Annotated in this window: 13 protein-coding genes; 8 read left to right on the top strand and 5 right to left on the bottom strand. The window is 45.8% G+C overall.

Features of this window, described 5'->3' with window-relative positions:
• The first annotated feature begins 94 nt into the window (after positions 1-94).
• Entirely contained in the window at positions 95-1,705 is a 1,611-nt protein-coding gene (locus DWB64_RS00240) for a diguanylate cyclase domain-containing protein (protein ID WP_129486164.1), read from the top strand.
• Between the two features lie 32 nt (positions 1,706-1,737).
• Here the strand turns inward: DWB64_RS00240 and DWB64_RS00235 are convergent, their stop codons facing one another.
• Both DWB64_RS00235 and DWB64_RS00230 read right to left on the bottom strand, forming a co-directional pair.
• The gene (locus DWB64_RS00235; protein WP_129486163.1) at positions 1,738-3,033 is read right to left on the bottom strand and encodes a metallopeptidase TldD-related protein; all 1,296 of its coding nucleotides are present in this window, start codon (positions 3,031-3,033) and stop codon (positions 1,738-1,740) included.
• On the bottom strand, positions 3,034-4,461 hold the full coding sequence (locus DWB64_RS00230) for a TldD/PmbA family protein (RefSeq protein ID WP_129486162.1): 1,428 nt from the start codon (positions 4,459-4,461) through the stop codon (positions 3,034-3,036).
• Between the two features lie 152 nt (positions 4,462-4,613).
• Here DWB64_RS00230 and DWB64_RS00225 point away from each other — a divergent pair, with 152 nt between their 5' ends.
• A complete protein-coding gene (locus tag DWB64_RS00225) occupies positions 4,614-5,582 on the top strand; it encodes a DegV family protein (RefSeq protein WP_129486161.1) in 969 nt (322 codons plus the stop codon).
• Between the two features lie 78 nt (positions 5,583-5,660).
• Here DWB64_RS00225 and DWB64_RS00220 read toward each other — a convergent pair whose 3' ends face one another.
• Together DWB64_RS00220 and DWB64_RS00215 are read right to left on the bottom strand one after the other, a co-directional pair.
• Positions 5,661-6,746: an HD-GYP domain-containing protein gene (locus tag DWB64_RS00220; RefSeq protein WP_129486160.1), complete on the bottom strand. Its 1,086-nt coding sequence runs from the start codon at positions 6,744-6,746 to the stop codon at positions 5,661-5,663.
• Between the two features lie 75 nt (positions 6,747-6,821).
• Positions 6,822-8,378 carry an ABC-F family ATP-binding cassette domain-containing protein gene (locus DWB64_RS00215; RefSeq protein WP_129486159.1) on the bottom strand — a complete coding sequence of 519 codons (1,557 nt, stop codon included), beginning with the start codon at positions 8,376-8,378 and terminating at the stop codon, positions 6,822-6,824.
• 236 nt (positions 8,379-8,614) lie between these two features.
• Between DWB64_RS00215 and grxC the strand changes: the two genes are divergently transcribed.
• The 6 genes from grxC to DWB64_RS00185 all read left to right on the top strand — a co-directional run bounded on the left by grxC (position 8,615) and on the right by DWB64_RS00185 (position 14,254).
• A complete protein-coding gene (gene grxC, locus DWB64_RS00210; protein WP_129486158.1) occupies positions 8,615-8,869 on the top strand; it encodes a glutaredoxin 3 in 255 nt (84 codons plus the stop codon).
• Positions 8,870-9,118: 249 nt separating this feature from the next.
• Positions 9,119-9,616, top strand: coding sequence for a peptidylprolyl isomerase (locus DWB64_RS00205; RefSeq protein WP_243118934.1), 498 nt, complete (start codon positions 9,119-9,121; stop codon positions 9,614-9,616).
• A gap of 113 nt (positions 9,617-9,729) precedes the next feature.
• Entirely contained in the window at positions 9,730-11,139 is a 1,410-nt protein-coding gene (locus DWB64_RS00200; RefSeq protein WP_129486157.1) for a hypothetical protein, read from the top strand.
• 161 nt (positions 11,140-11,300) lie between these two features.
• On the top strand, positions 11,301-12,203 hold the full coding sequence (gnd, locus tag DWB64_RS00195; RefSeq protein ID WP_129486156.1) for a phosphogluconate dehydrogenase (NAD(+)-dependent, decarboxylating): 903 nt from the start codon (positions 11,301-11,303) through the stop codon (positions 12,201-12,203).
• A 2-nt stretch (positions 12,204-12,205) separates the two neighbouring features.
• On the top strand, positions 12,206-13,612 hold the full coding sequence (gene zwf, locus DWB64_RS00190) for a glucose-6-phosphate dehydrogenase (protein WP_129486155.1): 1,407 nt from the start codon (positions 12,206-12,208) through the stop codon (positions 13,610-13,612).
• Positions 13,613-13,630: 18 nt separating this feature from the next.
• Positions 13,631-14,254, top strand: coding sequence for a cyclase family protein (locus DWB64_RS00185; RefSeq protein ID WP_129486154.1), 624 nt, complete (start codon positions 13,631-13,633; stop codon positions 14,252-14,254).
• Positions 14,255-14,288: 34 nt separating this feature from the next.
• Here the strand turns inward: DWB64_RS00185 and DWB64_RS00180 are convergent, their stop codons facing one another.
• Entirely contained in the window at positions 14,289-14,474 is a 186-nt protein-coding gene (locus tag DWB64_RS00180) for a DUF1858 domain-containing protein (protein ID WP_129486153.1), read from the bottom strand.
• Between the last annotated feature and the right edge of the window lie 22 nt (positions 14,475-14,496).

Below are 14,496 nucleotides of genomic sequence, written 5' to 3'. Positions count from 1 at the left end.
TAGTGAGTAACCCTCACACTTAGAAGAAAGTCAAAACTTTGATTGACATAATGATTATGGGATATAAATTGAAGAGAAGAAATGGGAGATCCTTATGAAAGTAAAATATTACATCCAGCTGATACTTATCGTTCTAGTTTTTCAAAACTGCATCCATGCGGAGCCTGCCGTAGATTTTCAATCTGTATTTGAAGATCACGGTTCCATTATGATGCTGATAGAGCCCGAAACGGGAGACATCATCTATGTGAATCAGGCGGCCGTCGACTTCTACAGATACGGAAGGGACGCGCTTTTAAGTATGAGCGTCTATGAATTAAACGCCTTAAGCGAGGAGCAAATCTCAGCTGAGATCGAAAATGCGAAAAAAAACGAGAAGAACTTCTTCAGGTTTATCCATAAGATCAACGGTGGAGAAGTAAAATATGTGGAAGTCTATTCCTACCCCATTCAATATGAGGGAAAGGAAATACTGTTTTCCATTATCCACGACATCCACGACGAGGTGATTAGGGAACAGCACTACGACAAGAAGATTAACTTTATCATGGGTGTCATGATCATCGGTTTTGTCATTCAAGCGGGTGTGGTCGTCTTGCTCTTTCTCTTCATCAGAAGTAGAAAAAAGACATTGGAGGCCTTGGAAATCAGCGAAAAGAGATATCAGGAGCTCAACAGGGAATCGGAGTATAAGAGTTATCACGATGAGCTGACCGGTCTTTATAACCGTAGATTTTTTGAAATCGAGGTCGAACGACTGAATAGGGAAAGAAATCTGCCGCTTACGATCATCATGGGAGATCTCAATGCGCTTAAGCTCATGAACGACGCATTCGGGCATCGCTACGGCGATGAGATGATAATCGCTGCGGCGGATCTTCTAAAAAGTATCTGTAGATCCGATGACATCCTTTCGAGATGGGGTGGGGACGAATTCATTTTTTTACTTCCTAAAACGGATGTTGAGTCGGCACTTTTGATAAAGGAACGTATTTACAGTCAGTGTAAAGAGGTATTTGTACATGGCATCCCGGTTTCTTTTTCGCTTGGCATATGTAGCAAATCGATCCCGCAGGAAGATATCGTTCAGATCATACAGAATGCTGAAAGTAAAATGTACGACGAAAAGCTTATGAAAAGCATGACGGTCAAAAATGAAATCATCGATCATATCACCACCCTTGTACTCACAAAGCTTCCTTATCAGGAATCGCATGCCCAAGGTGTGAAGGATTTGGCTGTTAGGCTAGGTCAAAGCGTCGGGCTTGAAAATAGCGAAATCACCCAGCTTTCAAAACTCGCCATGCTACATGATATCGGTCTGGTGGGGGTTGATAGCGGCATTATCGATAAGGATGAGGAGTTGAACTACGATGAGTGGGAGGCGGTCAAAAAACATTGCGAGATAGGGTACCGGATAACAAGCATACACCCTGATCTCGCGGCGATAGCGACAGAGATACTCTACCATCATGAGAACTTCGATGGTTCGGGATATCCAAAAGGAATATCAGGCGATGAAATTCCGCTCCATTCGCGCATCCTCAGAATATGTGACTCATACGAAGTGATGGTCGGCGGAAGACGATATCAGGCAGCCATCACAACCGATCAGGCTCTGAAGGAACTGAAGGATCTGTCTGGAATCCATTATGATCCGGATCTGGTCGATGCCTTTTTAGCATTGAAATGGCACTCAAAATAAAAAAATCTCCGCGTGATGCGGAGATTTTCTCTTTATGTTCCTGCGATGGTAAGCTTAGGTATCATGACGCTCTTTGGACCGATAAAGGAGCTATTTTGCCTTAGTTCACTTGAAAGGTAGATCTCGTCATGAATTTTGCCCACATTACCTGAGATCGATCCTCCCGTGACTGCTTTTGTCGTACTTCCATCAAAATAATAAGCTAGCCGCAGTTCACCGCCGAAATCGCCAGTCACAGGATTGAGTTGAAAATCGGAGAAGGAGACGCACTTGATATGCGGCTTCGACAGCCAGTCCGCTTCTGAGTTTCGCCCCGGTGCAATGCTGAGATTACGCATCCGACCAGTCGGCTCCACACCTAGATAATGGGAATACTGTGTTGTTCCATGCATGGTCTTAAGTATGCCGTCTTCGATGACCACCGTGTCTTTTAAGGCCTTTCCATGCTGATCGTAGGGTGCTTGATCGGGGGAATTGTCGAGATGTTTAAGCAGTGTCGCTGTAATCAGATCACCCCTCACCTCATCACCTTGAACCGGCATTCCGATTTTCCACTGCGAAACACCCTCGTAGACCATTTGAGCGTCGCTCTTTTCAATATAAAAGCTGAGAAACCTTTTGACCGCCTCTTGAGTAAGAACGACCGGCACCGTAATGGACGGAGTTGGAAGCGCGCGTGCCCTGTCTTCGCATGCGATCAACAGCCTTGAGACTTCGCTTGCTATCTCGTGTGGGTTGAATTCTGAGAATGAGAGAACGTCGAACATCTCCACAGCGTCAGGGCCTGCTGTAGAATCGATGATGACCTCGACTTCAACGTTGTAATTATCGTAACTCACATCCACACCCTTGCTGTTCATGATTCTGATGGTATGGTGAATGATGAAGACTTCGGATGAGTTGATGGTTGTCATGCTCAATTTGTCTTCCTTGTATAAGGCGTCGATGAGTTCAGGCAACCACTGGGCCAGGTCCTTTTTTGAGAAAGAGCTGACTGAAGCCGTTTGAACAGAAGCTTCAGGACTTACCAGCGGGTAGGTCTTATTCTTCACAAAGGATGCGGCATAAGCGGATTCGTCCAACTTGATTTTGATCTCCTCTTGGTCCATACCGGGTAGAAGCGTCACTTTTGATGAACCTCTAAAACAACGATCTTCGCCGTGGTCGACAAAGACGGTGACTGCGTACTTTGTCACGTCCTTTGCCCGGTTCATGTCGATTTTATCCACAATGAGAAAGAGTTCTTCTGATTGGGTCCGCTTTTCTTCGATGAGCCATCCGTCAATCGTGTTCATTTGTAAAAGTACATTCTTTATTTGATCTAGCATTTAACCTAACCTCCCTTTACATTTGATAAACGGACCGCCAGTAGATGTTTTCACCCATTCCTTGTGGCCCTTACCGCAGGCGCCGGATCCACTGAGCTCGAGATCGTTTGAGACCATTGTGATCGATTCAAGGAGGTCAGGGACATAACCTGTGAGAAATACCGGTGCCACGATTTTGCCTGTGATCTTGCCGTCAATGATTTCCCGGCCTTTCATTGCGACGCACTGAATTCCCCAGTTTTTAGGGTCTTCCATGCCACTTTGAAAACCTTCCAGCAGGTAGCCTTTAGAAATCGATTTGATCATATCCTCCAGATTGTCCTTACCGGGTGCGAAGAAGGTGTTGGTCATCCTCGTATAGGCCTTACGTTCATAACTTTCGCGCTTTCCATTGCCTGTAGGTAGGGTTCCGAGCTGCATGGCGGATAGCGCATCGGATATCCCACGTTTCAAGATTCCGTTTTCGATGATCTTCGTATCCGTTCCCAGTGTTCCCTCATCGTCAAACAGATAGGAAGAGACCTCGTCTGCAGAGGTCGCACCGTCGTGCATGACGACTAGGTCGGAACCGACACGCTTGTCGATGAATTCTTCAGCCTTTGCCCTATGCTTGACAAACATATCCATCTCCACACCGTGTCCGAAAGCCTCATGTGCGATCAGCCCGGACATATCCGGGTCGCAGATGATGTCGTATTCGCCAGGACTGACTGGCTCGGCGCCCAAGAGTTCTATTACTTCGTTTACAGCAGGCTCGGCACACGCATATAGCTCGTCTAGGATTTCGACGCCTTTTAGGCCCGAAAGAGACTTAAAGGAATACTTCATATTGCCATCTCTCACTGCGATTGGAATGAGTGCGGCAGTCGAGTAGGTATAGCTCTGTTCCAAATCCTTGGCAGTCGATAAGAAAACTTTGGAGATGGTCACTTCTTCATATCGAACTCTACAATCTACCAACTCATTGGAAAGGGTCAGAGCATGGTCCATCGTTTCAGTCATCTTTTCAATCTTTTCCTTAGGACCTACAGAAGAAGGGGGTATCTTCACTTTCTTATTGCTTGATTTTATCAGTTCGTTCTCCTTTAGAAGATCGTACTCCCTATGGGAAAGGCCCTTGCTTGAAAGCGCCTTCACACTGTCTTTGGCGGTGGCGGTTATCTTCTCAACGACCGATGGGTAAGTTTCCTCATTCAAGGTGTTGAATGAATATTCCGAGTAGTAGTTTCCGTTATAGACCCTCGCAACAAAACCACGTTCAGACCATATGGAGTCGTTGATCGCGCTTCCTGAACGTTTTGCTTCATAGGATTTTGCGGCAGTATCAACCCCAAGGACAGATACATAGCTGAACTCTTCGCTTAAATCACTGATCAGCTGTCTTAATCGATGCTTTTGATCAGTTAAAAATGGTGACAGATGGGACATGTGAACCTCCTTCTCAATCGGTTTTTCAGAGTGGTAGTCATCTACTTCAAGTTTACTCTTTTGATTTAAAAAATCCAGCACCGTAAAGCTTAAAGTTTGATTAGAATTGTTTGTTCACGTGGTATAATGAGTTAAATGCCGAGGAGGAAGCTATGTTTAAAATTATTTCAGATTCAACCTGTGATTTATCAGATGCGCTAATCAAGCAGTATCAAATAGGAATCGCACCGCTTAAGATTGTAATCGACGGTGTTACCTACTCAGATCGTGTGGATATGTTTCCTGAACAGTTTTATGGGATGATAGAGGGATTGAAAACGCCCGCAACTACTGCGATGCCTTCTCCAGACGTCTTTCTAAAGCTGATGGTAGAAGCGATGGAGTCAGGACACAAGGAGATCTTATGCATCACGATGTCTAGCGGAACCAGCGGATCTTATCAGTCTGCAACGATTGCCAGAGACATGTTTTACGAGACTTACGACGAGAAAGACGTGAAGATCCATATTGTAGACAGCCTTTGCATGAGTCACGGTAGCGGTTATCTCATACTCAAAAGTGCGAAATTAAGAGAACAGGGAATGAGCTTTGAAGATGTGGTTCGGTTCAACGAGACATTTAAAAAGCATGTGAAGCATTTTCTTTCTGTAGACGATCTAGACCACCTCATTAGAAGCGGCAGGCTGACAAATGCCAGTGCGATGATCGGAAAACTACTTAAAATCAAACCGATTATGAGCATGAGGGATGGTAAAGGCGCCATTGTGGCAAAAGAACGTGGTAGGAAAGGTGTGATGAGACATATGATCAAAGCCTTTAACCAGCGTGTGGACAATGAACTGACTGACTTTATCATCGTGGGATTCACCTCAGACAGGGCATATGCTGAAAACTTAAAATCCCAGATCTTATCTGAGACTGAGTTTAAAGGCGATATTCTAATTGAGCAGATGGGTGTTGCCGTAGGGGTTCATGTGGGCTTAGGCGGACTATCCATGTACTTCATCGAAAAGGACAGACAACGAGACGGCCTGCTTAGCAACGAACTTGAAAACATGAAAGCCATGAAAGAGGAAATGAAAGAAAAACTGAATACCTTGAAGCAAAAATCGGGTCATTAAACCGAGTCATGTTCTTAAAAAAACCCTGCATGCTCACGTATCTAAAGATACGCTGCGCCGGCAGGGTTTTAATTTTTTTTAAGTGTCTCTGTAATTGAGTCCGATAGACATGGACCTATAGTCAGTCAGTTTTACCGTTTGGCCGTCTTCCATGACAACCACCGGGTATTTCGGTTGTGTCTCATAGCTGGTGATCGTACCCAGCTCATTGTTGATTTTGACAACGGTTCCTATTGGAAAAGGAACAATCATCTCTTCTAGCAACTCGAAAGACAAACTGTCATAGGCGGTGCCGACCTGGTTTTTTACTATCTGTATCGCCTTGTGAATCGGATATGCCGGTCTGAAAGGCCTATCCGAGGTCAAAGCGTCGTAGGTGATGGAAATCGCAAGCAGCTTTGTCAAAGGGTTGATCGACTTACTGTCGAGTCGGTTGGGATAGCCCGTGCCATCCTCTTTTTCGTGATGCTGCAAGCAGATGGTTTTAGTGACAGACGTTATGTTGTTGCACTGGTTGAGTATGTCGACAGTGAACTGGGCGTGCTTTGACTGCAGCTCCTTTTGAGATTCATTCAGAAGACCGATTTTTGTCGTATCAAAATCATGGATCAGCATATACCCTATATCGTGTAAGATTGCCCCTATAAAGAGATTTTTAAGCGCTCTCATGTTGAGATTCCTCTTAAGCCCCATTTTGACGGCGTAAATGGAGGTATGCACCGCATGCTGAATCGAATACAGATCAATCGATTTTGTCTCGAAGAGATGGATGTTGGGAGAGCGGTCCTTCAAGAGATAAAGAATGACCTCCTCGCCGATTTTCATAAGCACGTTAAAGGACTCTTCAAGATGTTTCGCCTGATCGATGCTGAGCAGGCCGATTTTGTTCTTGCTGATCAGTTTTGAACTCGTTTTTATGATCGTAAAGACGTGTGCGACCTCCACATATAGGTTTCGGAGCATTTCAGTAGTGACACTCTGCTCATCCGAGGCATACTTTTCGTCTCTGATATAAACAGAATAATACCCCAGCCGTTTGAGTGCCTTGATACGTGAGGTGGTTAGGTCGCTTGTCGCAAGCAGCTGTTCATTGAAATTGGTATCGTAGATCGGCTGGGCAAGCATATGTGTTTCCTTTAAAAAATCGACCGGCATATAGCGCATAGTGGACCTCCTCTTATCATCCTATGAATACCCCTTGCAAGAAGGTGACAAACATCCAACAACTTGATCGGGTAATCAGACGATCTTAGTAGTCCAGTCCTCACAGTTCCATACTTCTGAAACGACATCTTTATAGAATTCCGCTTCGTGGGAGATAAGAAGTATGCTGCCCTTATATGCGTTCAGCGCTCTTTTTAATTCTTCTTTAGCCTCAATATCCAGGTGGTTGGACGGCTCATCCAGCACAAGGAAGTTGGATTCCCTGTTCATCAGCTTGCAAAGTCTTACCTTTGCCTGCTCGCCACCAGAGAGAACCATGACCATGCTTTCTATATGCTCTGTGGTCAGACCGCATTTTGCAAGCGCTGCCCGCACTTCAAACTGTGTTAGTGAAGGAAACTCCTGCCATACTTCTTCGATGCATGTGTTTCGATTGTCACCCTTGATTTCCTGCTCGAAATAACCGATCTGCAATCCGTGTCCTAGGGTCACTTCTCCAGATACAGGCGGAATTTCTCCTAAAATACTTCGCAAGAGCGTGGTCTTACCAAGTCCGTTCGCTCCGACAAGGGCGATTTTCTGGCCGCGCTCCATACGAAGGTCCAGCGGTCTTGAAAGTGGTTCGTCATAACCGATGACAAGTTCTTTTGTTGTAAACAGTTCCTTGCCCGAAGTTTTTCCTTGCTTGAAGTTGAATTCAGGCTTCGGCTTCTCCCTTGCAAGTTCGATACGGTCCATCTTGTCGAGTTTCTTCTGCCTTGACATCGCCATATTTCTTGTAGAGACCCTCGCCTTGTTCCGAGCGACAAAATCCTCTAGTTGGGCGATTTCCTGTTGCTGTCTTTTAAATGCGGATTCCATCTGAGATTTTTTTGCCTCGTGCACGGCTTTAAAGCTCTCGTAGTCGCCGACGTAACGGTCCAGTTTCTGGTTTTCCATATGGTAGATCAGGTTGATGACGCTGTTCAAGAATGGGATTTCGTGTGAAATCAGGATGAAGGCGTTCTCATAATTTTGAAGATAACGTCTCAGCCATTCGATATGGGCTTCGTCAAGGTGGTTTGTAGGCTCGTCCAGTAGAAGGATATCCGGCTTCTCAAGCAGGAGTTTGGCTAGAAGTATCTTAGCCCTCTGTCCGCCTGAAAGCTCATTGACAAGCCTGTCGAGTCCGATGTCCACTAGACCTAGTCCTCTAGCGACCTCCTCCACTTTGGAATCGATCTGATAAAAGTCGTTATGCTCAAGAATATCTTGAATCTGTCCTGTGTCGTCAAGAAGCGATGCCAGTCCTTTTTCGTCCACTTCGCCCATCTGTTCGAACATGGCGTTCATTTCAGATTCCAGATCATATAAGTATTGGAAAGCCCCCTTAAGCACATCCCTCATCGACTGATCCGGCTGCAATACCGTATGCTGATCGAGGTATCCCACACGAACGCGTTTGGACCATTCGATCGTGCCTTCGTCCGGTTCTAGTTTTCCTGTGATAATGTTCATGAAGGAAGATTTTCCCTCGCCGTTTGCACCAAAAAGGCCGATGTGCTCTCCCTTTAGCAGTCTAAAGGAGACATCATCAAAAATAGCACGTGCCCCAAATCCATGGGTTAGGTTTTTTACTGTCAATATGCTCATAGTACATTCCTCTCTATTAACGCCATATAACGGATGCACAATTTGCGTCCATTATAGTAGTAGTATTTCCATTTAAGAAAACGGTTCAACAATCATCGGCTACTATTATAATAGAGAAACTGTTCGAGTGCAAGGAAGAGCTGAAGAGGATCTGAAAGTGAGGGACGTTCATTGTTTATTCATACCTCTAACTTATGCTATAATCACATTAGCATTAACGATATGGAGGTGAAAAAATGAGTAAGAAAGTAGAAATCTACACATGGACGTTCTGTCCGTACTGCGTAAGGGCGAAGCAGCTACTTGAACAGAAAGGTGTGGCTTACACTGAGTTCAAGATCGACAACGACCGTGCGAAACTGCAAGAACTAAAAAAACAGACGGGTTCAGGATCGGTACCGCAGATTTTTGTCGATGACAAGTTCATCGGCGGTTGCGATGACATCTACGACCTGGACCGAAAAGGCGAGTTTGACGCGCTATTCTTATAATCTTCACAAGACAGTCTCAAGCAAAGAGGAGAACCCATGAGTAAGAAAGACACAAAAAAGACCTACCCTAAACCAAGTCCTATGCGATTTGTATATATCCTTCTGATCGGATTTGTCATTGCCATGGCGTGGTATATGATCAGTCCTCTATTTGAGAGCGAGGAGCCCGTGGCGGTGGAGACACCGGATGTGGATGGATCAGAAAATCCGGTCATCCCCGAAGGCGATAAGCCCCTTGTGACCATCACGATGGCGGACGGCAAAACAATGACGCTTGAGCTTTACCCGAGCATCGCGCCAAACACGGTGGCGAATTTTGTCGAACTTGCAGAATCCGGATATTATGACGGCCTGATCTTCCACCGTATCATCAAGGGATTCATGATCCAGGGCGGTGATCCGGACGGAACTGGAATGGGTGGACCTGGTTACGGCATCAAAGGCGAGTTTACAAAAAACGGTTTTGAAAACAAGCTGTCCCATTTGCCTGGGGTCATTTCGATGGCAAGGTCCCAGATGCCTGACTCGGCAGGATCGCAGTTCTTTATCGTACATGAGGACGCATCATTCCTTGATGGCGACTATGCGGCGTTCGGTAAAGTGATCGAGGGCATGGATGTCGTCGAGGTGCTTGCGAACGTGGCGACAGAAAAACCAAGTGACAGACCGCTTGAAGAGCAGGTCATGGCAAGCGTCAAAGTCGACCGTAACGGTTACGAGCTGCCAGAAGTGATCAAAATCAACTAGTACAAGTTAAAAAGTCGCTTAGGCGGCTTTTTTTAATTCTTTCATCAAATTCTAATCTTACGGATCGATAAAAACAGATAAGCTCATGGTACAATAACTGAAGGAGGCTTATCATGAGAAATGTTTTAAAAGGAGTACTGCTGTTTCCGTTGATTATCCTGTTGATTGCTCTTGGCGTAGTGCTTCAATTTTTCATAGGAGCTCAGAAAACAGTCATGGATTCAACTGATTTTGAGGAGTTTGTCATCAGCAACAATATAGGAGAAAATCTTTATGAGTCCTTGGTAGGCCTTGTGAACAACGCGGAAGAATACGTTCAGGTCGATTTTGGAAATGGTGACGTATACGACGAACCGAGTGATTTTGAACATCTGAAAGAAGAACAGGCCGATTTTATCGATTCCATAAAGAAAAGAACCATCGAAAGCCTTGACAGAAGTTATTTCGTAGACGAAATACCGCTGGTGCTCGTGGAGTTTCATAAGTATTATTTTCAAGGAGGCACACAGCTTCCCACGATCAACATAAGACCAATAAAGGAACTGATCTTCGAACTGGCAGTCCAGGATATGAAACTGAAATTAGGCGAGGATGCTTCAGAAGAAGCGGAGGCGTTTATCCAGACCATAAAAAAATACAATGCGAAAGGCATGACAAAAGAAGAGATGCTCGATGAATTCTCCGAATCCGAGTTCGTCCTCGACTACAGCCTTGACAGGTCCCTGCTCGCCAGGCTTATCGAGCTTGTCACTGAAAATCCTGACAAGGATACGAAGGAAGTACTTGATGTGCTCATCAGAGAAAAGATAAGGGTGCAAGTCGAGTATGACAAGGTGGCGGACAGTCTGGACATTGAAGAGTACTTCTTTAGGGTCTACGGGTCCAATGTCAATCCGGTTTCGGAGTTTCCGACCTTGATTGCAAAGATAAGAGGCAGTGTCAGCGCGATCCTGTTTGTAACGCTTTTCATGTTGATTATCATCATGTATCTGATTTGCGGTCGAATCATCGGATTTTCAAAATGGCTGGGCGTCACGACGACGATCACTGGCGCGGTCGTTTTTTTGCCATCCCTGATCATGAGGATTTTCAAGGTTCCGATGATCAGTAGCTACTTTGAGTCGATCATCGTGCCAGAGATAAGCGAACAGATCAGTGGCATGACAGATTTCATCACCGCATATTTTATGGAGGGGCTATCCACCATGATGATGATCAGCGCGGTGGTAAGTCTTGTCGGAATCGGGCTGATCATGGCCTCGGTCTACGATCAGTCCTCAGGCGTCAAGTCTGAAGTTTCAAGCGGAACCCTTGTCGTACGAATCGCCTTCGCACTGATCTGTCTTGTAATTATCCCTGTTCATTTTCTGTTTCAGGGAATGCAGATCGAAAGAGCGACCAGTCAGTTCGACTACATGATCACCCAGATGGAGGTGACAAGTGCCGATCGAGATTCGATCCTGCTCGAACTATTGGAAGCGCAAAAGTTGATGGACGCGTATGATAACATAAATAGGCAGTAGCAATGAGGTATCCGCATGATGCGGATACCTTTTTTTTTATAGATAGCAATCGCTTTCCTTAAAATATCTGTTGAGAATCACTATCTTTAGGGTATCCTTATACAAACTGCGTTCAATACGCTTGATAGGTGTAATCAACTTATAGATGAAAGGATAAAACTATGAAAATAGGAATGATCGGTCTTGGAAAAATGGGTGGAAATCTGGCTTGGAATATGAGAGATCATGGAGTGGACGTCGTCGTCTACAATCGCTCGAAGGCAAAAACTGAAGAATTCATCAAAGAAGGCTTCGAGGGAGCGTACTTCTTGCCTGAGCTATGCGAAAAGCTGGGACAAAATGCGGTCTACTGGCTGATGATACCGGCAGGCGAGGTGGTCGATGAGATGATCGACCAGATCATGGAGATTGCTCTTCCAGGTTCCTTGATCGTTGACGGAGGAAACTCCAACTTCAAGGATACCGTCAGACGTGCCAAACGAGTACTTGACAAGGGATTCAGATATATGGATATCGGAACAAGCGGCGGGCAACAGGGCGCCCGAGAAGGTGCCTGTATGATGGTCGGCGGTGAAGAGAAGGATTACATAGAAATCGCCCCTTTACTCGTTGCGGTGTGTGTGGATGATGGAGTCAACTACATGGGCAAACATGGTACGGGCCACTATGTAAAAATGATCCATAATGGAGTAGAGTACGGGATGATGCAGGCGATCGCGGAGGGGTTTGAAATCTTAGAAGGCAGTGATTTTGACCTTGACCTGAAAAAAATAGCCAAAGTATGGCAAAACGGATCCATCGTCTCAAGTTACCTTGTTGACAAAACGGTGGATGCCCTTGAAAAGAATCCGTCTCTTGACGGCATTTTGGATGTGGTCGATTCGAGCGGTGAAGGACTATGGACTGTAGAGGAGGCCCTTCGACAGAAGCTTCCGGCATATGTCATCACAACCTCGCTCTTCAAACGATTTGAGTCCAAACAGGACGATAGGTTTTCCAATAAACTTCTTGCCGCAATGCGAAATGAATTTGGCGGACACAAGCTTCATACGAGCGGTAAGTAGTCATGTTGAGATTCTTTCTATTCGGCGCTACAGGAGACTTGAGTATAAAAAAGCTCTATCCTGCACTATTTGAGCTCTTCAATCAAAAAAAACTGACGGAAGAAGTGGAAATCATCTGTATCGGACGACGGGACTTTGACAAGGGGCAGCTCCATGACTTTATCGCAGATGAGGTGGGGGGGATCAGAGATGTGAAGCAGTGGTTTAAGTTCATCAAGAGCCTAAACTATAAGCAGCTCGCGTTTGAGTCACTCGAAGATTATCAGAATTTGATAAAAGGACTATCCTTTCAACCCGAGGATATCCATCTGTTCTATCTTGCGACAGCGCCTAACTTTTTTGAACCCATCGTCTCCCATCTATCCGAAAGCGGCTTGCTCGAAAAATCCAATCCCTTTCATCGGGTGGTTATTGAGAAACCCTTTGGCAAGGACTTAAAAAGCGCCACGGCCATCAACACCCATCTCGAAAAATTCGTCGATGAGCATCAAATCTATAGGATGGACCATTATCTGGGCAAAGAAATGATACAAAACATCATGATGCTCAGGTTCAACAACATGCTTTTTGAAGCAAGCTGGAACAAGGACTATATCGACCATGTGCAGATCACCGTCGCAGAATCCTACGGAGTGTTCGAGCGGGCGGGCTATTATGATAAATCTGGCGCCATCAGGGATATGATTCAGAGCCATCTCCTTCAGATGCTCGCCCTCATCGCCATGACACCACTTGGAAACAGAGAATACGCAGACATAGTAAGTGCCAAGGTGGAGGTATTAAAAGCCCTTAAGTTCAACGATGTGAGAAACGACGTCGTCTTAGGACAATACGTCAGTCATGGCAACATGCTCGGATACAGGCAAGAAAAAGGGGTTCATCCGGAATCAGCGACAGAAACCTTCACGGCGATGAAGCTACGTGTGGATCTGCCTAGGTGGGAGGGCGTGGATTTCTATTTGCGAACAGGAAAGCGGCTGATGGACAAGGTATCCGAAATCGTCATCGTCTATAAGAAACCGGACGGTGCCTTAAACGGTGGATGTCCGCCCAACACCTTGACCATCAAGATACACCCTGATGAGGGCATGAAACTGAAGTTCAACATGAAAATGCCGGGTACTGTAAAAGAACTCATCACTCGTGAGATGGAGTTCTGTCAAAGCTGCATGATCGACTATAACGCGCCAGAAGCCTACGAGACACTGATCAACGAGGTGGTACTCGGGCATCATGACCTGTACACAAGATGGGATGAGGTAAAATACGAGTGGATGTTTGTCGAGAAGATGTTAGATGAATGTGTCGACCTCAAAAACAGCATCCAGTACTACCCGGCGGGAAGCAGGGGACCTAAAGCTGCGGATGATCTACTGGCAGAAGATGGACGCATTTGGTATTCCTTATGAGAAGACAGGAGCAGTTAGATGAAACTATATGATATCACACAGACCATAGACGAACACATGACCGTCTATAAGAACAAAGCCGAAAAAAGACCAATCATCAATGTGACAAGAACCCATAATGTAGGCGGGGTAAGGGAATCGAGCATCACATTGGATGTGCATACAGGCACCCATCTTGATGCTCCTCTTCACATGCAGGCGGATGGAACGACCATCGATACCATGGCGCTTGAGCAGCTGATCACACGCTGCAAGGTATTCGATTTCACCCATCTTGACAGGGGGATCTCAAAAGGAGATCTCGACCATCATAAGATCGAAAAAGGAGATGTGGTCCTCTTTAAGACCAGAAACTCCTTTGAGGATTTCTTCAATCCCGAGTTCATCTACCTGGAGGAGTCCGGCGCGAAATACCTGACCGGCATCGGCATCAAAGGAGTGGGGACAGACGGTCTTGGCATAGAACGAGCCCAACCGGGTCACCCTACCCACCACACGCTGTTCAATTCAGGCGTCTACGTACTGGAGGGACTAGCCCTAAAAGACGTACCCGTAGGCGAATACGAACTGATCGCCCTCCCGCTGAAACTGAAGGGCCTGGACGCATCCCCTGTAAGAGCGGTGCTGATCGAGAGGGATTGATCGATATAAAAAGAGCCGAAGTTCGGCTCTTTTTTTATGCGTTGAGTGCTGTCATCAGTGCGTTGATGTCGATGCCGTGGATCATGGCTGCTTGCTCTAGGGATTCCATTTGTGAGGATGGGCATCCTAGGCATCCCATGCCGAAGCTGATTAGGATGGATGCCGCGTCTTGTCTTTTTGTAAGGATGTCTGAAATCATCATGTCTTTTGTAATTGTCATTTTAAATTCTCCTTTATGTTTT

Source organism: Fusibacter sp. A1 (assembly GCF_004125825.1).
Lineage (GTDB): Bacteria > Bacillota > Clostridia > Peptostreptococcales > Acidaminobacteraceae > QQWI01.
This window is presented reverse-complemented; position numbering and strand designations above follow the sequence as displayed.

Coding starts and splice junctions, on each gene's coding strand:
- DWB64_RS00240 (WP_129486164.1), top strand. CDS start 95: ATGAAAGTAAAATATTACATCCAGCTGATACTTATCGTTCTAGTTTTT.
- DWB64_RS00235 (WP_129486163.1), bottom strand. CDS start 3,033: ATGCTAGATCAAATAAAGAATGTACTTTTACAAATGAACACGATTGAC.
- DWB64_RS00230 (WP_129486162.1), bottom strand. CDS start 4,461: ATGTCCCATCTGTCACCATTTTTAACTGATCAAAAGCATCGATTAAGA.
- DWB64_RS00225 (WP_129486161.1), top strand. CDS start 4,614: ATGTTTAAAATTATTTCAGATTCAACCTGTGATTTATCAGATGCGCTA.
- DWB64_RS00220 (WP_129486160.1), bottom strand. CDS start 6,746: ATGCGCTATATGCCGGTCGATTTTTTAAAGGAAACACATATGCTTGCC.
- DWB64_RS00215 (WP_129486159.1), bottom strand. CDS start 8,378: ATGAGCATATTGACAGTAAAAAACCTAACCCATGGATTTGGGGCACGT.
- grxC (WP_129486158.1), top strand. CDS start 8,615: ATGAGTAAGAAAGTAGAAATCTACACATGGACGTTCTGTCCGTACTGC.
- DWB64_RS00205 (WP_243118934.1), top strand. CDS start 9,119: ATGGCGGACGGCAAAACAATGACGCTTGAGCTTTACCCGAGCATCGCG.
- DWB64_RS00200 (WP_129486157.1), top strand. CDS start 9,730: ATGAGAAATGTTTTAAAAGGAGTACTGCTGTTTCCGTTGATTATCCTG.
- gnd (WP_129486156.1), top strand. CDS start 11,301: ATGAAAATAGGAATGATCGGTCTTGGAAAAATGGGTGGAAATCTGGCT.
- zwf (WP_129486155.1), top strand. CDS start 12,206: ATGTTGAGATTCTTTCTATTCGGCGCTACAGGAGACTTGAGTATAAAA.
- DWB64_RS00185 (WP_129486154.1), top strand. CDS start 13,631: ATGAAACTATATGATATCACACAGACCATAGACGAACACATGACCGTC.
- DWB64_RS00180 (WP_129486153.1), bottom strand. CDS start 14,474: ATGACAATTACAAAAGACATGATGATTTCAGACATCCTTACAAAAAGA.